This window comes from Photobacterium marinum, assembly GCF_000331515.1.
Taxonomy (GTDB): Bacteria; Pseudomonadota; Gammaproteobacteria; order Enterobacterales; family Vibrionaceae; genus Photobacterium; species Photobacterium marinum.
Genome location: NZ_AMZO01000019.1, coordinates 95,481 through 116,529, shown reverse-complemented (window position 1 = coordinate 116,529; position 21,049 = coordinate 95,481). Strand labels below are relative to the sequence as shown.

Below are 21,049 nucleotides of genomic sequence, written 5' to 3'. Positions count from 1 at the left end.
TGATTCTTTGTTTCCGCTTTTTAATAAAAAGCAGAAGCAAAAATAAATTGACTGTGCCGATACTTTCGTATCGCTTGGTCACTCAGTTCATTGATAAATCTTTTTGACTAATCATTTCACGAGTGCCCACACAGATTGCATGGTCAAATTGTTAAAGAACAATGTTTGCCACAACCGCTCTATTCAGTGCTTTGTCATGGCAACGGAGGCGAATTATAGAGATTTCGTTCAGGTTGGCAAGAGGTATTTCTAAATAAAATCAAAAAAAAACGCCAGCCGAACAAAACTCGAACAACAAAGACTAATTATGGGTAAAATCACTACAGTGACACCATTTTACGCACGAGCCTGCTGCTCAATCCGGGTTTTCAATTCTTGAGGTAATGATAGCGATGCTGCCAATTGTTCGAGATAGGCTTTCTCAAGGAAATGATCGACATCAATAGCCAATAGAGAAGCAAGGTAAACTTCCGATGCCTGTTCAAGATTGTCCACCTGCGTTGAGATAACTTGTGGATCCAATGGTTCATCGATCCAGCGTGCGATCAAGGTTTCGACATCCTGTCCCAGTTGCTGCTGAGCCAGAGCTTCCTTGATGGCTTGTTTTTCTTGCTCATCAATATGACCGTCAGCTTTTGACGCAAAAACCATAGCCTTTATCAGCAGCATTGGATCTGACTGGGTCGAATAGGCATTTTCTAACGACTCAAACTCTTCTCGCTGATATTGTCCATTGTACCCCGCACTTCCTTCATCATCCTGTCGCCAATTCTTATAAGCTTGATATGCCAGCGTCCCGACAACAGCAGCGCCACCGACAACCGCTGCTTTCTTGCCGTATCTTTTAACCAGTTTGCGACTCTTCTTATTTCCTAGCAATGCTCCAATAACACCTCCCGAAGCCATTCCTTTCAGCAAGTCGGTTTTACCGGATAAAGCTGACTGAGATTGAGTGCTGCTATTAACATATTTTCCGGCCTGGGAAAGCAGTTGTTCCATTAAGCTATTCATTATCCCTCCTCACACAAAGCTTGATCGCTCTTTCTGCATTACGAATCTACGAATATTCCGAACGCAGATATAAGCTTCTATGTGCAGCAGGTTAACGCTTCGAAAATGAATTGAAGATGAATGCCGCGTAAAGCTGAGTAAAGAAACAAAAACGCCAGCGGTTAATCGCTGGCGTTTTACTTCATTTTATTTCAACCGTTAGTGGTTATTACTGCTGAGCTACAATCTGCTCATTTTCTGCCAGCAGCTTAATCGGCTTACCAGTAGTGAACTTACCGGACAGAATATCCTGAGCAAGCGGGTTCTCGATATAATGCTGAATCGCCCTTTTCAGCGGACGGGCACCATAAACCGGATCAAAGCCTGCTTGAGAAATCAGCTCCAGCGCACTTTCTTGCAGTTCAAGCTGATAATCTTTTTCTTCTAGGCGTTTCACCAGGCGCATGATCTGAATATTGGCAATATTCTTAATATGCTCTTGTCCCAGAGGGTGGAAGACTACAGTCTCATCAACCCGGTTGATAAATTCTGGCCGGAAATGTTGGCCCACAACTTCCATCACCGTATGCTTGATACCGTCATAATCCAGTTCACCGAAGTGTTCCTGAATTCGATCCGACCCTAGGTTAGACGTCATGATGATCACACTGTTACGGAAATCTACCGTTCTGCCTTGGCCATCAGTCAAACGACCGTCATCCAGCACCTGAAGCAAAATATTAAACACATCCGGATGGGCTTTTTCCACCTCATCCAGCAGGATCACAGAATAAGGTCGACGACGAACCGCTTCTGTCAGGTAACCACCTTCTTCATAACCGACGTACCCCGGAGGCGCACCGACCAAGCGGGCAACCGAATGTTTCTCCATAAATTCAGACATATCTATCCGAACCATGGCATCTTCACTGTCGAACATGAAGTTCGCCAATGACTTACACAGTTCTGTTTTACCAACTCCGGTTGGCCCCAAGAACAAGAACGAACCAATCGGACGGTTTGGATCCGATAATCCGGCACGGCTGCGACGAATCGCATTAGCAACGGCATCAACAGCTTCATCCTGACCGATCACCCGTTTATGAAGCGCTTCTTCCATGTGTAGCAATTTTTCACGCTCGCCTTCGAGCATTTTGGCAACCGGGATCCCTGTCTGGCGGGAAAGAACTTCGGCAATTTCTGCATCAGTTACTTTGTTCTTAAGCAGGCTCATTTCCTGCATTTCAGCCTGGGCTGCCAAGTCCAGCTGTTTTTCCAGCTCAGGGATTTTTCCGTATTGCAGCTCCGACATGCGGTTTAGATCACCGGCCCGGCGGGCAATTTCCATATCAGTACGCGCCTGCTCCAGTTCTGTCTTGATATGCTGCGTACCGGAAAGTGCGGCTTTCTCGGCATTCCACACTTCTTCTAATTCCGCATATTCGCGTTCTTTTTTATCCAGCTCTTCGGACAGATCCTTCAATCGTTTGTGGCTGGCATCATCACTCTCTTTAACCAATGCCTGCTGTTCAATCTTCAACTGGATGATCCGGCGTTCAAGGCGATCTAGCGATTCCGGTTTAGAATCAATCTGCATCCTGATGCTTGATGCTGCTTCATCGATCAAATCAATTGCTTTATCCGGTAACTGGCGATCGGAGATATAACGATGAGACAAGCTGGCCGCAGCGACAATCGCTGGGTCAGTAATTTCAACATGGTGATGCAGCTCATAACGCTCTTTCAGGCCACGCAAAATTGCCACGGTATCTTCAACCGTCGGCTCTTCCACCAGCACTTTCTGGAAACGGCGCTCAAGGGCGGCATCTTTTTCTATATATTGGCGATATTCATCCAGAGTAGTTGCACCGACACAATGCAATTCCCCGCGCGCCAATGCCGGTTTGAGCATGTTACCTGCATCCATAGAACCTTCGCCTTTACCGGCTCCGACCATGGTGTGCAGCTCATCAATGAACAGGATGATATTGCCTTCTTCCTGTGACAGCTCATTCAGTACAGCCTTCAGGCGCTCTTCAAATTCACCACGGTATTTCGCACCGGCGATCAGCGCCCCCATGTCCAGGGAAAGCACACGTTTATGGCGCAGTCCTTCCGGCACTTCACCATTCACAATTCGCTGCGCAAGGCCTTCGACGATCGCTGTCTTACCCACCCCGGGCTCACCGATAATGACCGGGTTATTTTTAGTTCGGCGCTGCAGCACCTGGATTGTACGGCGAATTTCATCATCCCGGCCGATCACAGGATCCAACTTGCCCTGCTCTGCCCGTTCAGTCAGATCAATGGTGAACTTCTTCAATGCCTGGCGGTTTTCTTCCGCATTAGGATCATCAACATTCTGGCCGCCACGGACCTGTTCAATCGCTTTCTCTACTTTTTCAGCAGTCAGACCTTTGTCTTTCAGCAACTGACCAAGCGGACCTTTATCATCGATAGCCGCCAGAATAAATAATTCAGATGAGATATATTTGTCTTTGCGCTTTTGAGCCAACTTGTCGCAAATATTCAGCAACATCCCCATCCCATGGGACAACTGAACATCACCACCAATACCGGTCACCTTCGGCTGGCGATCCAGAATCTCAGACAAGCCTGAACGCAACTGGGAAACATCGATATTCAACATCGTCAACAACGGACGAATCGTGCTGCCATCCTGATTGAGCAAAGCCACCATCAGGTGAGCAGGTTCGATATACTGATGGTCTCGCCCTAAAGCCAGCGATTGTGCATCAGATATCGCCATTTGGAATTTGCTGGTAAAACGGTCAAGACGCATAAGGCCTCCCTACATCATCATTTCTCTCGTTAGATATGGTGGCTCAAGAAGCTGATTTCAACCAATTAACGTCGAGTTATTGCAGCCTTTGCTACTCCCTTATTTTTCAGCACACTGCTGATATACAGCTGCAAACTATTTGATCACCGGATATTTCAATGACGCTCGTCGCAGCAAATAAAAGCAGTTCTTCATTACCAGAATAAAAGCTGAATACTGCCACCAAGGTTCTGACATCACATATAGTGGAGGGAGTAAATAAATGAGCAAAACAAAATCCTGGATGATTCCGATACTGGCCGGTTGCTTAGGACTGTTGGCACAGCCAGGGTGGGCGATGGGGTGTGATCCGGCTGCCGGGGCTAATTTCAACCTAGTTTATGTGGAAAACTATGCAGAAGGTGCCAGTGCAGGCCAGATAGTGAAGCAAAAAGTGGAATATTTGCGGGGCGTTATGTCGAACTCAGCGTTTGAAGCCGTCCAGCCCATTCAATCGAGTGTGTCTATGTACGATGAGAGTGAAGCAGAAAAGAGCCTGGTCATTACATTAAGCGGCCAATACTCAGGCTCTTTTGATGCAATGACCCAGCTAATCAACAGCAAGGGGTATATCTCTGTTGATGTCTCACAATGCAATTAAGCGTATTACATTGTTCTTAATTCTTACGGATGATTAACGGTCAGCCAACCAAATAAGGCTGGCCTGGCGACCGGTTACTCCATCACGACGATAGGAATAGAATCGCTCTGCATCACTGTAAGTACACAGATTGCCGCCATAAACATCCTTAACACCGAATGCCTGCAAACGCAGGTGGGCCAACAGGGATAAATCCGCTAACCATTTATCACCATGAGGCTGAAATGCCTGGCTGGCGCTCAGAGAAGCAGCGATAAACTGATCACGAACCTCACTACCAACTTCAAATGCAGAGGGGCCAATGGCCGGACCGAGCCAAGCAATAATGCGATCCGCCGGTACCGTAAATTTTGCCAGGGCAGCTTCAATCACCCCGTCAGCCAAACCTCGCCAACCGGCATGAACAGCCGCCACCTGAGTTCCAGCCTTATCACAAAGCAAAACCGGCAAACAATCGGCCGTCATCACTACACAAGCAAGATTGGTATTCTGGGTATAACTGCCGTCAGCATCCGGCACCTCAGACAAAGGCGACAACAAACGAACCACCCTGTTACTGTGGATCTGATTCAACCAAACCGGCGCTGTCGCCAGACCGATCTGCTGTTGCAGCAAGGTACGGTTCTGTTGTACCAACTCAGCATCATCCCCGACATGCATTCCCAGGTTCATCGCCTGGTAAGGCGGTTGACTGACGCCGCCCTGTCGCGTGGTTGAAAACGCTTTAACATGTTCAGCTACAGGCCAGTCAGGGATGATAAGCATATTAGTACTCGTCCTCGTGATGCTCTTCTTTGTCTTTACGAAGAATATTGATCATCGCCACCATATCAACTGGCAGCGGCGCATGCCATTCCATCAGCTCACCAGTGATCGGGTGCTCCAGACGCAGCATACGTGCATGGAGAGCCTGGCGATCAAAAGCACGCAGTGCCTGGATCAGCTCATCGGATGCATTGCGCGGCGGACGTGGGCGACCACCGTACGTTGCATCACCTATCAGCGGATGGGTCAGGTATGACATATGAACACGGATCTGGTGTGTACGACCGGTTTCCAGGCGCAACACAATACGGGTGTGCTCACGGAAATGTTCAGCCACACGGTAGTGAGTGACCGCAGGTTTACCCAATTCATGTACCGCCATACAGGTACGCTTGGTCGCATGACGGCCGATTGGTTTCTCAACCACACCGCCACCGGTCATTTTCCCCATAGCAATAGCTTCATACTCACGGGTAATCTTGCGTTTTTGCAGGGCGCGAACCAGGCGAGTCTGTGCCTGAATGGTTTTAGCCACAACCATCAGACCCGTGGTGTCCTTATCCAGACGATGAACAATACCGGCACGCGGTACTTCAGCCAATTCAGGACAATGATGCAACAAAGCGTTCAGAACTGTGCCGTCAGGTGTACCGGCACCAGGGTGAACCACAAAGTCACGCGGCTTGTTGATCACCAGGATGTGTTCATCTTCATAGACGATATCAAGCGGGATATCCTGGGCAACCCAGCGAACTTCGTCTTCAATTTCGGCCGTAACCTGGAGCGCTTCACCGCCCATCATTTTGGTACGTGGTTTTTTGACAGTTTCACCATCAACGGAAACCATGCCATTTAAAATCCACTCTTTAATACGAGAGCGGGAGTAATCCGGGTATAATTCAGCGATAACCTGATCCAATCTCAGGCCTAACTGACTATCTTTTACGGTATTTGTTAACTCTATCTGCTGTGCCATAGCGAACTTTTTCAAAAAGCGTGGGACTAAATGCCAAACGCTGCGTAAAATAACATATCAGTGTCATTGTATCTGTTAACGGCTCCGACCGTAATGGATCCACAGAAATAAAATTTTTTATCAAGGAAACAGACGCCGCAATGAAACGCCTGACAATCACGACTTTTCTTGCCGTTGCCATTCTTTCAGGCTGTTCAAGTACTGAAGAAGTAGTACCAGATGTCCCGCCATCGGAGTTGTATGCCACCGCGCAACAAGCCTTACAGAGTGGGAGCTGGGTGACGGCAATCGAACAGCTGGAAACTCTGGACTCACGCTACCCGTTTGGTGCTTACTCAGAGCAGGTACAGCTTGACCTGATTTATGCGTACTACAAAAACGATGATCTGGCTCTCGGCGAAGCAACTATCGACCGCTTCAACCGCCTGAATCCGGCGCATGAAAAAGCAGACTGGGTACTGTATATGCGTGGCCTGACCCACATGGCGCAGGATCGCAGCTTTATGCATGATCTGTTCAACATTGACCGCTTTGATCGAGATCCGGAACCTGCTCGTCAGGCTTTCCGTGACTTTAAACGCCTGCTGGAACGTTACCCGAACAGCCACTACGCAGCTGATGCCAAAGCGCGCATGACCTTCCTGAAAAACCGTCTGGCTGACTATGAGCTGGCCGCGGCTGATTTCTACATTCGTCGTGAGGCCTGGGTTGCAGCAATTAACCGCACCCAGGTGATCCAGCGTAATTACCCGGATACCCAGGCTGCCCGTCAGTCTCTTGAGCTGATGGAAATTGCTTACGAAAAACTGGGGCTTCAGGAACCGTTAGAACATACGAGAAAGCTTATCGCCCTGAACCCGCAATAACCTGCGACAAGTTCGGCAAAAACAAAAACAGCAGCCATATGGCTGCTGTTTTTTTATTCATTCTTTTTTGTCGTCATTTTTTACTGATAAATGACTCATACCAGAATCAGTAATGAATTTTTAAACGAACAAAATTCACCCAACCCTTTGTTATAGCTCGAATAAAGCCCCTGAACAGCACCAGCCGTCAGCGTTCTTTATTCCTCCATACTGCCCTAATTAAATCCGGTTCGACAAGCATTTTATTCAAACTTTTTTGCAACAAACCAAGACCGATCACAGAATTTTTCTGGACTTTCCCACATGACTGCAAACGTGATTGCCATCACATTATTAGCCCCTGATTTTAGTAATCTGAAGTCAACCCAACGAAGGGTAGCAAAAGAGGAAAGATAATTATGACAGTAAACATCGCCGGTAAAAATCTTGAAATCACCCCTGCTATCCGTGAGCGCATTGAGTTTAAATTCAAGAAGTTAGAAAAGTATCAAGTCCAGCTAATTAATAAGCACGCAGTCATCAGCACAGAACCAAACAGACAATTCAAAGTCGAGGCATCTGCAACAATCCCAGGAGGTCAGCTTGTAGCCTCAGCAGAACACGATGACATGTATGGTGCAATTACCGAGGTATATCAGAAGCTGGAACGACAACTGAATAAGCAGACTCACAAACCATCGGCGCGCCGTGCCAGCCACTGCGACAAACCAGAGCTTCCTGAAGAAGCCGAAGCGTAATTAGAAAAATAATAAAGAGGATTTCCAAACAGCCCTGCCCTTGCAGGGCTGTTTACATTCTGCTTGACAAGATTCGGTCCGCTGCATAATGTTGAATCACATTCACTACAAAATAATCAGTTAGCAAACATGCAATCAATCAACCTGTTTTTCTTTAGCTTCTTTTTTCTGTCACCTTAACGGGGGCTTTTCGTTACGCAAGAAATAAGCTAAAGACGAACAGAAGGCCTCCTCAACCAGGAGGCCTTTTTTGTATCGGCTGCAGGTTTCAGACAGACAGGGATAAACAATGACAGACACGCCATATTCACTGGACGACATCAGACAAAATGTCAGCCGCATCGACAACGAAATCATCAAGCTGCTGGCTGAACGCCGCAAACTGAGTCTTGAAGTGGCCAAAAGTAAAATCCAGACCGCTAAGCCGGTCCGAGACCAAGCAAGAGAGCATGACCTTCTGCTCAGGCTGATTGAAGCCGGTGAAGCGGAACAGCTGGATGCACAATATGTCACTCAGATCTTTCACACCATCATTGAAGACTCGGTTCTCTATCAGCAGGCTTATTTGCAGAAACTGGCCAATCCGGACAGCTTGCAACCTGTCGCCCGAGTCTCTTTCCTTGGTGCCAAAGGTTCCTACTCCAACCTGGCCAGCCGCAGTTATTTCAGTAAGAAGCAAACCAAACTGGTAGAAATGAGCTGCTCAACTTTCCGCGATGTTATCAGTATGGTTGAAACCGGCAATGCTGATTACGGTGTACTTCCGATAGAGAACACCAGTTCCGGCTCCATCAACGAAGTCTATGATCTATTGCAGCACACCAGCCTGTCTATTGTCGGGGAAATATCCCAGCCAATTGAGCACTGCCTGCTAACTGCCGTCGACACAGGTATTGACCAAATCGATACCCTGTACTCACACCCGCAACCCCACCAGCAGTGCAGTGAATACCTACATTCCCTGGGAAACATTACCCAGGAATACTGCTCAAGCACCGCCGAAGCGATGAAGAAAGTCGCGGAACTGAAACAGCCTAATGTAGCCGCCATCGGTAACGCCTCCAGTGGCGAACTCTACGGCCTTAGCCCGCTCAAAACCAATATTGCCAACCAGCCGGAGAACGTCACCCGCTTTATTGTGGTTGCCCGTAAGGCCGTTGATGTAACTTCACTGATCCCGGCCAAAACCACACTAATTATGTCAACGCCGCAAAAAGCTGGCTCACTGGTTGAATGCCTGTTAGTACTGCGTAACCTCAACATCAACATGACCAAGCTGGAATCACGCCCGGTTATTGGTAACCCGTGGGAAGAAATGTTCTACGTCGATGTCGAGGAAAACCTGAAATCACCAGTGATGCAAGAAGCACTGGAAGAGCTAACCCGAGTGACTCGCTTTATTAAAGTGCTGGGCTGCTACCCGAGTGAAAACGTCAAACCGACAGAAGTAGAAATAGAAGAATAAATATAGCGGATTCGAGGTTCGAGGTTCGAGGTTCGAGGTTCGAGCAATATAAAAACAAAAGCCCACGCAAGTCGTGGGCTTTGTCATGTTAAGACCGGTACCGGCTTATTTTCTTTGAGTTGTATCGTTCGCCTGTCTAAGCAATCCCTGGCTCTCGATTAAAAAATGCTGAGCATAATCTCCAAACCAATGCTCCACCTGATTGAAGGCCCGCTTAAAGGCTTCCTTATCCTGAGTATCCAGCATTTCAATCGCTTCACCAAAACGTTGGTGGAAGCGCTTAATCATCGCCAAATTCTGCGGCGACGACATTATAATATCCGCGTATAGCTGGGCATCCTGAGCGAACAGTCGGCCTACCATCGCCAGTTCCAGGCGGTAAATAGGAGAGCTCAATGACATCAACTGCTCAAGCTTAGGATCTTCTTCAGCCAGGTGCACTCCATAAACAAACGAGGTAAAGTGACGCAGCGCCTGGATCAAAGTCATCCCCTGATCATGCTCAACCGCACTGATCCGGTTCAGTGTGGCACCCCAGATCTGGAACTGTTCCAGCAACCACTGGTAACTCTCAGGCGAACGACCGTCACAATACACCACCACCTGTTTGGCCAAGCTGGAAATATCCGGGCCAAACATTGGGTGCAAGCCGACTACCGGACCATGGTGCACTTCAAGCATTGCTTGCAGCGGGCCGGCTTTCACCGAGGTTAAGTCTGCCAAGATGCAGTCTTCAGGCAAATTACCCAGTTTTGCGATAACTTGTTCGGTAAGGTGAATCGGTACAGAGACCACCACCATACCGGCATCACTCAACAGCTCATCCGCTCGTCCCCAATCCTGACTACCCAGCTTACGGACTTCGTAGCCAGACAGTTCGAACAGACGGCAGAACAGGCTGCCTAACTGGCCATAACCACCTACGACCACGATTGGCCGTAAATCCGGTTTCAGGCACTTAAAGCCGGAATCATTCTCACTGGCGTAGGATTCCCGCATAGTACGGCGCAGGATATCTTCAATCAGATCCGGCGGAACCCCTTTACTTTCCGCTTCCTGGCGACGCGAGGCCAGCATCGCAGCTTCACGGTCCGGGGCATAGATCGGTAAGCCATGTTGGCTTTTTACATGACCGACCTCTTCTACTAATGCCAGACGGCGAGCCAACAGCTCCACCATCTGCTGATCAACCTCATCGATTTGATCTCTTAATTTACTCAGTTCAGCAACCATGATTTTGCGATCCGTTATTATTCAGTCACATCCGCCACAGCCTCACCCTCAGGCGCAAAAAGAGGCTGGCGGCGCAGTTTTTCTGCGCCGTCATTGGCATACAATTATCAGCATTAATTGCGCTGTTGCAGGAATGGCATCAGCTCTTTATGGGTATGACGAAGCAGCTCTTCGGTCGACTCCCAGCTGATACAGGCATCAGTAATTGACACTCCGTAAGCCATTTTATCTCGCGGCAAGTCAGCGCTCTGGTTTCCTTCATGAAGGTGACTTTCCAGCATCAGGCCGATAACCGATTGGTTTCCTTCCCTGATCTGGTGAATCACATCTTCAGCCACCAGCGGCTGACGGCGGTAATCTTTCCGTGAGTTGGCGTGGCTACAGTCTACCATCAAGGATGGAGAAAGGCCTGATGCAATCATCTCCTTTTCACACTCGGCCACCGAGACTGAATCATAGTTAGTCTGTTTGCCGCCACGCAAAATCACGTGACCGTCCGGGTTGCCCTGAGTCGTCAGCAAGGCTACCTGACCTTCACGGTTGATCCCCATAAAACGGTGACCGGATGCTGCCGCTTCCATAGCATTGATTGCTGTCGCCAGGCTGCCGTCTGTACCGTTCTTAAAGCCGACCGGCATCGACAGACCGCTGGCCATTTCACGGTGAGTCTGGGATTCTGTTGTCCGGGCACCAATCGCTGCCCAGCTGAATAAATCCCCCAGATATTGCGGACTGATAGGATCCAGCGCTTCTGTCGCCAAAGGGATCCCCATTTCAACCAAATCAATCAATAGTTGGCGAGCAATATGCAGACCTTCAGCGACTTCAAATGAACCATCCAGATGTGGATCATTGATTAAGCCTTTCCATCCCACCGTGGTTCGCGGCTTTTCAAAATATACCCTCATGACAATATAGAGCTGATCGCTGAGCTCCTCAGACAGGCGTTTCAGCTTAATCGCATATTCTTTAGCCGCTTCGATATCGTGAATTGAGCACGGTCCGCATACCACCAACAGACGGTGATCGCGTTTGTGAATGATATCGGCAATGGTCTGACGGGACTGACGAATAAAATTTAACGCCTGATCACTTACCGGCAACCTTCTGCGCAGCTCATTTGGTGTGATCAGAACAGATTCATCTTGGATATGGACATTATTCAGCTGATCTTTTTGCATGCGGGCTTCCCTGTGTACATTAAACAATTAGCGACATTAAAGAGGTCAATCAGGATTCTCTGTGACATAAGATCAACATAACAGGGGATTTCTCACCTTTCCACCACCTGTAAAGAAAAAACACCAACCGTAAGAAAAAGTTTACACAATGTGGTTTTTGGCTATCTAAACTAAAGACAGTTACCATGTCGGCAATGCCCAATCGCATAAACTAATGGCAATGGAACTTATATTTTCTCTTCTACAGCAACTCAGCGTGTACTTAGTGATTGCTTACCTCTTAAGCAAAACCCCGCTATTTATGCCGATCACCACAGTATCAGGACGTCTTTCGCAGCGATTCTCGTGCTACATTTTATTTACCCTCTTTTGTATTTTAGGCACTTACTTCGGACTTCACATCGAAGACGCGATTGCCAATACCCGAGCGATTGGGGCTGTAATGGGAGGTTTACTGGGCGGACCGGTTGTCGGTTTTGCGGTCGGCCTGACTGGCGGGATGCACCGCTACACCATGGGCGGCTTTACCGATGTGGCTTGTGCGATTTCAACCACTGTTGAGGGGCTGATTGGCGGACTGATGCACAGCTACTTCGTCCGCCGCGGCCAAATAGATCAGATATTCCAGCCATTTGTGGTCTTTACCGTTACCCTAGTAGCCGAAATTATCCAAATGTTCATTATCCTGATGGTCGCCGAGCCGTTCGATAAAGCCCTGCACCTGGTCAGCGCCATTGCCTTGCCAATGGTGATTGCCAACTCCGTCGGTGCAGCACTCTTCATGAGCATCATTCAGGATCGAAAGACCATTTATGAAAAATACTCAGCCGCTTTTTCCAGCCGGGCACTAAAAATTGCCCAGCGTTCGGTGGGGATCCTAAGTGACGGCTTCAATGAAGAAACCACCAAGAAAATAGCCAAGATCGTCTATGAGGAAACTGGCGTCGGGGCCGTGGCCATCACCGACCGGGACAAAATCCTGGCCTTTATCGGTATCGGTGATGATCATCACCTGCCGGGCACACCGATCTCATCCGGTTATACCCGCCGCGCTATCGACGGTTGCGAGCTGGTGTATGCCGACGGCTATGACATTCCCTACTGTTGCTCCCTGCATCCGAAGTGCAAACTCGGCTCAGCACTGGTGATCCCGCTAGTCGGCGGTAATAACGAAGTACTGGGCACCATCAAGCTCTATGAGCCTAAGCGGAAACTGTTCTCAACGGTTAACCTGACACTCGGGGAAGGGATCGCCAAGCTGTTGTCAAACCAGATCCTGACCGGACGCTATGCTCAGCAACAGGCCCTGCTGACCCAGGCAGAACTGCGCCTGCTCCAGGCTCAGGTTAACCCGCATTTTCTGTTCAATGCCCTGAACACCATCAACTCTGTCGTACGTCGGGATCCGGATAAAGCCCGTCAGCTGATCCAGCACCTGTCGCAATTCTTCCGCCGGAACCTCAAACAAAACATTGAGACAATCACCCTGGAAGAAGAACTCAAGCACGTAAATTCTTATCTGGAGATCGAACTGGCCCGCTTCTCTGATCGGCTGAATGTTGAAGTCAGTATCGCGCCGGATCTGCTTGGAATTAAGCTGCCGACTTTTACTCTCCAGCCGCTGGTCGAGAATGCCATCAAACACGGCACCTCATCACTGTTTGAAAATGGTAAAATCCTAATCCACGGATACCGCGACCAGGGACGTATTATCCTGGAGGTGGAAGACAATGCTGGTAATTACGCGCCAATTGGCGAAGAAAGCGGGCTTGGAATGAAAATTGTCGATAAACGACTGAAAAACATGTTCGGCCTGCAGTATGGCCTGACCATGTCATACCAACCCCATGAATGGACTCGCGCCACCATCACCCTGCCAGCGAACGAACAACAGCAGGCTAACGGAGAAACTGCCGCATGATCACAGCCCTCGTCATTGATGACGAGCTTTATGCTCGAGAAGAACTGATCGACTTACTGCATGACACCGAAGAAGTTGAAGTCATCGACAGCTGTAACAATGCCATCGAAGGACTGAAAAAAATCAATGCCCTCAAACCGGATGTCATTTTTCTCGATATTCAGATGCCGCAAATTACCGGGATAGAAATGCTCAGCATGCTCGACCCGGACACCATGCCCAAGGTGGTATTCGTAACCGCCTATGACGAATATGCACTGAAAGCCTTTGAGGACAATGCTTTTGATTACCTGCTCAAGCCGGTAGAAACCTGCCGCCTGGCGAAAACCATCAAACGGCTGAAAAAGGAATGTCAGGAACCGGATTACAGCCCGCTGGTGTCCGATATGCTGGAGCTGATCCCCTGCAGTGGCCATAACCGGATCCTGCTTCTCAGCCCGGCTGAAATTGAAACCGCTTATTCCGATCTGACCGGGGTGCACGTGGTCACCAACGAGATCAATGCCACCACCCAGCTGACACTAAAAACGCTGGAAGAAAAAACCCCGTTGATCCGCTGTCACCGCCAGTATTTGATCCATCCGCAGGCGATACGTGAAATCAAACTACTGGAAAATGGCCTGGCTGAAATTACCACTCAATACGGCCATCAGGTACCAGTGAGCCGCCGTTATCTCAAAGAACTGAAAGACAGGTTTGGCCTGAGTTAACCCCATCCACTTAACAGCCACTCACTACCGTTCAGGAACCACTAAGAGGCAACTAAGGCATAAAATGTGCCTTAGTTCTCACTTTTATCAATTCGTTCCCAAACAATCAAAAGCACAAAAAAGCCATTTAAAATCATAATATTAATAGTTAAAAGCACTTTTTATACCAGTCAAGAAAGCTGAATGGCAGCTGACCGAAAAAACCACTCAGCCCACTCACCGACCGCTCACCTCGCCATATAACCACTCACCACTTTACCGCGTGCATCTATTCATTAACGTATTAACATGGAACACATCAAAAGAAGTTTTGCGAGTGTTTTGCCGAGGGTGTAAAGGCGCGATAGTCGCAAAGCAATCCATGGAAATGAACGGATAAGAGAGACAAGAGTTATGACCTGGTTCCTGATGTGCGTTGCGGCATTGATAGGTGGTTACTTCATCTACGGTGCATTTATCGAGAAGGTGTTTGGCGTCAACGAAAATCGCAAAACACCTGCCTATACCAAGCAAGACGGCGTTGACTATGTGCCAATGTCAAACAAGAAAGTTTACCTGGTACAGCTGCTGAATATCGCCGGTGTCGGCCCTATTTTCGGCCCGATCATGGGGGCACTGTACGGCCCAGCCGCGATGCTTTGGATCGTACTTGGCTGTATCTTTGCCGGTGCAGTTCATGATTACTTCTCAGGTATGCTTTCAGTACGTAACGGTGGTGCATCAGTACCAACCATTACCGGCCGCTACCTGGGTAACGGTGCAAAACACTTCATGAATATCTTTGCCATCATCCTGCTATTGCTGGTTGGCGTGGTATTCGTATCAGCACCTGCAGGCATGATCACTAACCTGGTAAACGAGCAAACCGGTATCGGTATGCCAATGACAACTATGGTTGTGGTTATCTTCGCTTACTACATCATCGCGACAATTGTTCCGGTTGATAAAATCATCGGCCGCTTCTACCCGTTGTTCGGTGCTCTGCTTATCTTCATGTCAGTTGGTCTTATCACAGCTATTTCGTTTTCAAGTGAACATACACTGCTTGGCAACTACGAAATGAGCCAGATGTTCACTAACATGAACCCGAACAACCTACCGCTATGGCCTGCACTGTTCATCACCATTGCCTGTGGTGCAATCTCCGGCTTCCACGCAACCCAGTCACCTCTGATGGCGCGTTGTATGGAAAACGAGAAGAACGGCCGCTTCGTATTCTACGGCGCAATGATTGGCGAAGGTGTTATCGCCCTGATCTGGTGTGCTCTGGCACTGTCTTTCTTCGGCTCAGTTGAAGGTCTGAAAGAAGCCGTTGCTAACGGTGGCCCTGGTAATGTGGTTTACAGCTCTTCAATCGGTCTGCTGGGCGTATTCGGTGGTGTGATTGCCTTCCTGGGTGTTGTTATCCTGCCAATCACTTCTGGTGATACTGCATTCCGCTCAAGCCGCCTGATCCTGGCTGAATACTTCAACATGGAGCAGAAGTCACTGCGTAACCGTCTGGTTATGGCTCTGCCACTGTTCGTTATCGGCGGCATCCTGACTCAGGTAGACTTCGGTATCATCTGGCGCTACTTCGGCTTTGCGAACCAAAGCACTGCGGTAATGATGCTGTGGACAGCTTCTGCCTACCTGCTACGCCACAACAAACTGCACTGGGTAACGACTGTTCCAGCAATATTCATGACCACGGTATGTATTACCTTCATCCTGAACAACAGCCAGCTTGGTTTCGGTCTGCCAATGACAGTATCAACTATCGCTGGTGCACTAGGTGCCCTGTTCATTGCCGGCTATGTTATCAAGCGCTCTAAAGGCAAAGGTGAAACTGAACTAGCCGACGAAGAAGAGAGCAAAAGCGCACTGGAAACCGCGTAAATCAATACTTCATTCCTAAATAAATAAAGAAACCAGCCATTTGGCTGGTTTCTTTTTGCCCGCTTTAGCCTTTAGTCCAATCAATATTCCCAGCAAGAACTCAATGTCGTGAAACCTTATCTAGCAGTGGGTACACATATCCCGCTTCGTGCAGACGTCATGCTCAACCTGGAATACCAGTACATGTATATGAGCGAAGAGTTCAGCCTCAATACTTACACTTTAGGTATCAATTACCTGTTCTGATAAGCCTTATTTCCAGCTAAAGCTGGAGACCAAAACTTCAGAACAAGGCTTTTCACGGACAATCAAAAGACAAAAAAAAGCCCACCATAAGGTGGGCTTTTTTATTAAACGTCTTACGCTAGGCGTATTACTTAGAAAGCTTCTCTTTGATACGAGCCGCTTTACCAGAACGCTCACGTAGGTAGTACAGCTTGGCACGACGTACTGCACCGCGACGCTTAACAGTAATGCTGTCAACTACTGGAGAGTGAGTTTGGAACGCACGCTCAACACCTTCACCGTTAGAGATCTTACGAACAGTGAATGCAGAGTGTAGACCACGGTTGCGCTTAGCAATTACAACGCCTTCGAAAGCCTGAAGACGCTCGCGGTTACCTTCTTTAACCTTAACCTGAACAACAACAGTGTCACCTGGTGCGAAAGTAGGTAGGTCTTGTTTCATTTGCTCTTGTTCAAGAGCCTTGATGATATTACTCATTGGTAAATACCCTAGAATAAACTGATACTAAATTAATTAATTGCTTGCTTTGTATTCGCGGATAAATTCCGCCAGCAAGAATTCCTGATCGTCAGTCAGAGCTAGGTTTTCCAGGAGCTCTGGTCTTCTCAGCCAGGTTCGGCCCAGCGATTGCTTCAATCGCCAGCGGCTAATGTCCTTGTGGTTGCCAGACAGCAAGACCTTAGGTACTTCCTGCCCGTCCAACACTTCGGGACGCGTATAATGCGGACAATCCAGCAAGCCATTGGCAAAGGAATCTTCCTCTGCCGACGCAAAGTCACCCAGTACACCCGGTACAAACCGGACTACTGCGTCGACTAAGGTCATGGCTGGCAGCTCGCCCCCAGTCAGCACAAAATCCCCGATAGACCATTCTTCGTCTACCTCTTGTTGGATTATGCGCTCATCAACCCCTTCATAGCGACCGCAAATAAGAATCAGGTTCTCATTTTCAGCCAACTCCTCAACACCCGCTTGATCAAGCTTACGGCCCTGAGGCGACAGGTAGATGACTTTAGCCTGGCCATCAACGGACTGTTTGGCAGCATGAATGGCATCGCGCAAAGGCTGTACCATCATCAACATGCCTGGTCCGCCACCATATGGTCGGTCATCAACCGTACGGTGCTTGTCGTGAGTAAAATCGCGGGGATTCCACGTTTCTACTGACAATAGGCCTCTTTTTACCGCCTGGCCTGTTACCCCAAAATTAGTAATGGCGTTAAACATGTCAGGAAACAGGCTAATAATGCCTACCTTCATTTGTTCACCTATTACCGGGGGTTAAAATCCAGGATCCCAGTCAACTTCGATCCGCTGAGCAGTGCGATCAATCGACTTGATGACCTGCTCATCGAGGAACGGAATTAATCGTTCCTTCTGCCCAAAAGCATCTTTCAGGTTAGCTTTCACTACCAGAACATCGTTCGAACCCGTTTCCAGGATGTCAGTGACTTTACCAAGGTCGTAACCTTCAGTAGTAACCACTGTCATACCGAACAATTCGCGCCAGTAGAATTCTTCATCTGACAGCGCCGGCAGTTGTTCAGCCAGTACAGCAACTTCAGCGTTAGTAAATACCTGAGCATCCTCACGGACGTTCAGACCTTCTAACTTAGCGACCATACCCTGACCATGGCGTTTCCACGATTCAACGCGGAACTCCTTCCATTCACCCTTAACTTTAATAAGCCAAGGCTGATAGGAAAAAATGCTTTCGGCTTCTTCTGTGTAGGAAAAAACTTTGAGCCACCCCTTGATACCATAGGAGGCACCCAGTTTACCGACAACAATGTAGTCTTGGTTTTGTGTACTCATCGTTTCTCGTCTACCAGACATGCTAATTAAGCCGCTTTAGCAGCGTCTTTGATTAGCTTAGCTGCGCGGTCAGACACAGTTGCGCCTTCACCAACCCAGTGGTTTACACGGTCTAGGTCTAGACGTAGGCGCTCTTCCTGACCCTTAGCTAGCGGGTTGAAGAAACCAATTTTCTCGATGTTACGACCGTCGCGTGCAGCGCGAGAGTCAGCAACAACGATGTGATAAAATGGACGCTTCTTAGCGCCGTGACGTGCCAAACGAATGGTTACCATATCGTCCTCTTTGCATTACTGTAAAATTAAATTGGCCCCGATCTTAGCAAACGGGGCCCGTGCCAAATTAAGCTCGGGAATTTTACTCCTAAAACTGACGAATGCAACCGCTTTAGCTAATTTTTCGCCAGTATTAAGAAAATAACGCCCGAGCTTTAATCATCTTTTTAACGACCTGGGAACATACCGCCGCCAGGCATCATGCCTTTCATGTTGCGCATCATATTCTTCATGCCGCCCTTCTGCATTTTCTTCATCATCTTCTGCATCTGGGTAAACTGTTTCAGCAGACGGTTTACGTCCTGTACCTGAGTACCGGAACCCATCGCGATACGTTTCTTGCGCGAGCCTTTGATCAACTCAGGACGCTCACGTTCTTTCGGCGTCATTGAGTTAATGATAGCTTCCATCTGAACGAACATCTTGTCGTCCACCTGGTCTTTGACGTTGTCTGGCAGCTGGGACATACCCGGTAGCTTGTCCAGCATGCCCATCATGCCGCCCATGTTCTTCATCTGCTGAAGCTGGCCACGGAAGTCTTCCAGGTCGAAGCCTTTCTTCTCTTTGAATTTCTTCGCCAGTTTCTCGGCTTTTTCTTTGTCGACGTTACGCTCAAGATCTTCGATCAGAGACAGTACGTCACCCATGCCAAGAATACGGGAAGCAACACGATCCGGGTGGAACGGTTCTAGTGCGTCAGTCTTTTCACCCACACCCAGGAACTTAATTGGCTTACCGGTAATGTGACGAACAGACAGCGCCGCACCACCACGGGCATCACCGTCAACTTTGGTCAGGATCACACCGGTCAGAGCCAGTGCCTCATCAAAAGCCTTCGCAGTATTCGCCGCATCCTGACCTGTCATGGCATCAACCACGAACAGAGTTTCAACAGGGTTGATCGCGTTATGAACGTCCTTAATCTCGTCCATCATTTCGCTGTCGACATGTAGTCGACCCGCGGTATCGACAATCACCACGTCATAGAATTTCAGCTTACCGTGATCAACGGCGGCTGTGGCAATGTCGACCGGCTTCTGATCCGGTGTAGACGGGAAGAAATCAATACCGATATCTGAAGCCAAAGTTTCCAGCTGTTTGATCGCCGCCGGACGGTAAACGTCGGCAGAGACCACCAGCACCTTCTTCTTATGGCGCTCTTTCAGCAGCTTACCCAGCTTACCCACACTGGTGGTTTTACCGGCACCTTGCAGACCGGCCATCAAAAGAACAGCTGGCGGCTGGCTGGCGAGGTTCAGGTCTTCATTCGACTCACCCATCACCAGTTCAAGCTCAGCCTGAACAATCTTGATAAATTCCTGACCCGGCGTCAGGCTTTTCGATACTTCAGTACCGACAGCGCGCTCTTTAACACGCTTAACAAAATCGCGGACAACGGGAAGCGCAACATCCGCCTCGAGTAACGCCATACGTACTTCACGCAGCGTATCCTTGATGTTGTCGTCCGTCAGACGACCACGGCCGCTGACATTCTTAAGCGTTCGCGATAAACGCTCCGTTAAATTTTCGAACATGTGCTACTCGCTCGTTACGCAACTAAAACTGTATGATCTGGCTAGTATAACGCATTCCTTACCCAGCTTTCATGCTATCACTGCCACTTTGACGCTCAGTTCTATAATGAACTGAGTAACCGCTTGTATTCTGATAACCATTACATTGGCGGCATCTCATTGAGCAAGGTATAATTGCGAACCCTAACCATCTTAAATAGCTAAGTTTACTATGGATATGTTGATAGCCTTAATGGCTGCTTGCTTATATTTTCTTGCTCTCGGACTGGTCGTGCCAGGTCTGACTAACAGTAATGGGATCAAAACCAAACCTGTTTTCTTCTGTGCACTAGCAGCGATTGCGTTACATATCCTGCTGTTGAAAGATTCAATTCTCATCGGACCGGGCCAGAACCTCAGCATTATAAATGTGGCTTCCCTGATGAGCCTAATCATTGCCTCTCTCACCACCCTGGCTATGCTCAAGATGCGGGTCTGGTTCCTGCTGCCGGTCGTATACAGTTTCGCCGCCATTAACTTGTGCGCGGCAACCCTGCTACCCGGCGCTTTCATCACCCACCTGGAATCACACCCTCAAGTGCTGCTGCATATATCCCTGGCGCTGTTCTCTTATTCAACGCTGATGATTGCCACCTTGTATGCCATTCAACTGGCATGGTTGGATCATAAGCTGAAAAATAAGAAGAGCCTGGCGATTAATCCGAACATCCCTCCTTTAATGATGGTCGAAAGACAACTTTTCAAGATCATTTTGGTGGGTAATTCACTGCTGACTGTTACGCTGATCACCGGTTTCATCTTTATCCAGGACATGCTGGCCCAGGGCAAACTACACAAAGCAGTACTGTCATTGATGGCATGGTGTGTCTACAGCGTCCTGCTTTGGGGACACTACCAGAAAGGCTGGCGCGGCCGCCGTGTGGTCTGGTTCAGCCTGGTCGGTGCGTTCCTGCTGACCCTGGCTTATTTTGGCAGCCGCTTTGTGAAAGAAATCATTATCGGAGCATAAATT

20 protein-coding genes and 1 other annotated feature are annotated in these 21,049 nt (G+C 48.6%); of the genes, 9 read left to right on the top strand and 11 right to left on the bottom strand.

The window, feature by feature from the left end; translation table 11 throughout:
* Positions 1-336: 336 nt before the first annotated feature.
* On the bottom strand, positions 337-1,011 hold the full coding sequence (locus tag C942_RS13095) for a tellurite resistance TerB family protein (protein ID WP_007466433.1): 675 nt from the start codon (positions 1,009-1,011) through the stop codon (positions 337-339).
* A gap of 208 nt (positions 1,012-1,219) precedes the next feature.
* A complete protein-coding gene (gene clpB, locus C942_RS13090) occupies positions 1,220-3,793 on the bottom strand; it encodes an ATP-dependent chaperone ClpB (protein ID WP_007466432.1) in 2,574 nt (857 codons plus the stop codon).
* 262 nt (positions 3,794-4,055) lie between these two features.
* Here clpB and C942_RS13085 point away from each other — a divergent pair, with 262 nt between their 5' ends.
* Positions 4,056-4,433, top strand: a complete 378-nt coding sequence (locus tag C942_RS13085) for a hypothetical protein (protein WP_007466431.1) — start codon at positions 4,056-4,058, stop codon at positions 4,431-4,433.
* A 33-nt stretch (positions 4,434-4,466) separates the two neighbouring features.
* On the opposite strand, the gene pgeF is transcribed toward C942_RS13085, so the two are convergent.
* Positions 4,467-5,198 (bottom strand): peptidoglycan editing factor PgeF, encoded by a 732-nt coding sequence (pgeF, locus tag C942_RS13080; protein WP_007466430.1) that lies wholly within the window; start codon positions 5,196-5,198, stop codon positions 4,467-4,469.
* 1 nt (position 5,199) lies between these two features.
* The gene (gene rluD / locus C942_RS13075; RefSeq protein WP_007466429.1) at positions 5,200-6,174 is read right to left on the bottom strand and encodes a 23S rRNA pseudouridine(1911/1915/1917) synthase RluD; all 975 of its coding nucleotides are present in this window, start codon (positions 6,172-6,174) and stop codon (positions 5,200-5,202) included.
* Between the two features lie 140 nt (positions 6,175-6,314).
* Between rluD and bamD the strand changes: the two genes are divergently transcribed.
* The 3 genes from bamD to pheA all read left to right on the top strand — a co-directional run bounded on the left by bamD (position 6,315) and on the right by pheA (position 9,242).
* Entirely contained in the window at positions 6,315-7,040 is a 726-nt protein-coding gene (gene bamD, locus C942_RS13070; RefSeq protein WP_007466428.1) for an outer membrane protein assembly factor BamD, read from the top strand.
* Positions 7,041-7,438: 398 nt separating this feature from the next.
* Positions 7,439-7,777 (top strand): ribosome hibernation-promoting factor, HPF/YfiA family, encoded by a 339-nt coding sequence (hpf, locus tag C942_RS13065; protein WP_007466427.1) that lies wholly within the window; start codon positions 7,439-7,441, stop codon positions 7,775-7,777.
* A 131-nt stretch (positions 7,778-7,908) separates the two neighbouring features.
* Positions 7,909-8,031, top strand: a sequence feature (Phe leader region).
* A 35-nt stretch (positions 8,032-8,066) separates the two neighbouring features.
* Positions 8,067-9,242, top strand: a complete 1,176-nt coding sequence (gene pheA, locus C942_RS13060) for a prephenate dehydratase (protein ID WP_007466426.1) — start codon at positions 8,067-8,069, stop codon at positions 9,240-9,242.
* Between the two features lie 105 nt (positions 9,243-9,347).
* Here pheA and tyrA read toward each other — a convergent pair whose 3' ends face one another.
* Together tyrA and C942_RS13050 are read right to left on the bottom strand one after the other, a co-directional pair.
* A complete protein-coding gene (gene tyrA / locus C942_RS13055) occupies positions 9,348-10,475 on the bottom strand; it encodes a bifunctional chorismate mutase/prephenate dehydrogenase (RefSeq protein WP_007466425.1) in 1,128 nt (375 codons plus the stop codon).
* Between the two features lie 113 nt (positions 10,476-10,588).
* A complete protein-coding gene (locus C942_RS13050) occupies positions 10,589-11,656 on the bottom strand; it encodes a 3-deoxy-7-phosphoheptulonate synthase (protein ID WP_007466424.1) in 1,068 nt (355 codons plus the stop codon).
* A gap of 220 nt (positions 11,657-11,876) precedes the next feature.
* Here C942_RS13050 and C942_RS13045 point away from each other — a divergent pair, with 220 nt between their 5' ends.
* From C942_RS13045 to C942_RS25100, 4 genes are all read left to right on the top strand, one after another.
* Complete coding sequence (locus C942_RS13045; RefSeq protein WP_036800096.1) at positions 11,877-13,577, top strand: sensor histidine kinase; 1,701 nt, start codon at positions 11,877-11,879, stop codon at positions 13,575-13,577.
* Entirely contained in the window at positions 13,574-14,287 is a 714-nt protein-coding gene (gene btsR, locus C942_RS13040) for a two-component system response regulator BtsR (protein ID WP_007466422.1), read from the top strand. The genes C942_RS13045 and btsR overlap by 4 nt, the downstream gene beginning before the upstream one ends.
* Positions 14,288-14,680: 393 nt before the next feature.
* Positions 14,681-16,165 (top strand): carbon starvation CstA family protein, encoded by a 1,485-nt coding sequence (locus tag C942_RS13035; RefSeq protein ID WP_007466421.1) that lies wholly within the window; start codon positions 14,681-14,683, stop codon positions 16,163-16,165.
* Positions 16,166-16,273: 108 nt separating this feature from the next.
* Positions 16,274-16,411, top strand: coding sequence for a hypothetical protein (locus C942_RS25100; protein WP_157372630.1), 138 nt, complete (start codon positions 16,274-16,276; stop codon positions 16,409-16,411).
* A gap of 127 nt (positions 16,412-16,538) precedes the next feature.
* Here C942_RS25100 and rplS read toward each other — a convergent pair whose 3' ends face one another.
* The 5 genes from rplS to ffh all read right to left on the bottom strand — a co-directional run bounded on the left by rplS (position 16,539) and on the right by ffh (position 20,037).
* Entirely contained in the window at positions 16,539-16,889 is a 351-nt protein-coding gene (gene rplS / locus C942_RS13030; RefSeq protein ID WP_007466419.1) for a 50S ribosomal protein L19, read from the bottom strand.
* A 36-nt stretch (positions 16,890-16,925) separates the two neighbouring features.
* Positions 16,926-17,672: a tRNA (guanosine(37)-N1)-methyltransferase TrmD gene (gene trmD / locus C942_RS13025; protein ID WP_007466418.1), complete on the bottom strand. Its 747-nt coding sequence runs from the start codon at positions 17,670-17,672 to the stop codon at positions 16,926-16,928.
* A gap of 21 nt (positions 17,673-17,693) precedes the next feature.
* Positions 17,694-18,254: a ribosome maturation factor RimM gene (rimM, locus tag C942_RS13020; RefSeq protein WP_198160142.1), complete on the bottom strand. Its 561-nt coding sequence runs from the start codon at positions 18,252-18,254 to the stop codon at positions 17,694-17,696.
* Positions 18,254-18,502: a 30S ribosomal protein S16 gene (rpsP, locus tag C942_RS13015; RefSeq protein ID WP_007466416.1), complete on the bottom strand. Its 249-nt coding sequence runs from the start codon at positions 18,500-18,502 to the stop codon at positions 18,254-18,256. Before rpsP ends, rimM begins: the two co-directional genes overlap by 1 nt.
* A gap of 167 nt (positions 18,503-18,669) precedes the next feature.
* Positions 18,670-20,037, bottom strand: coding sequence for a signal recognition particle protein (gene ffh / locus C942_RS13010; protein ID WP_007466415.1), 1,368 nt, complete (start codon positions 20,035-20,037; stop codon positions 18,670-18,672).
* Between the two features lie 211 nt (positions 20,038-20,248).
* Here ffh and C942_RS13005 point away from each other — a divergent pair, with 211 nt between their 5' ends.
* Positions 20,249-21,046, top strand: coding sequence for a cytochrome C assembly family protein (locus C942_RS13005; RefSeq protein ID WP_036800074.1), 798 nt, complete (start codon positions 20,249-20,251; stop codon positions 21,044-21,046).
* Positions 21,047-21,049 lie beyond the last annotated feature (3 nt).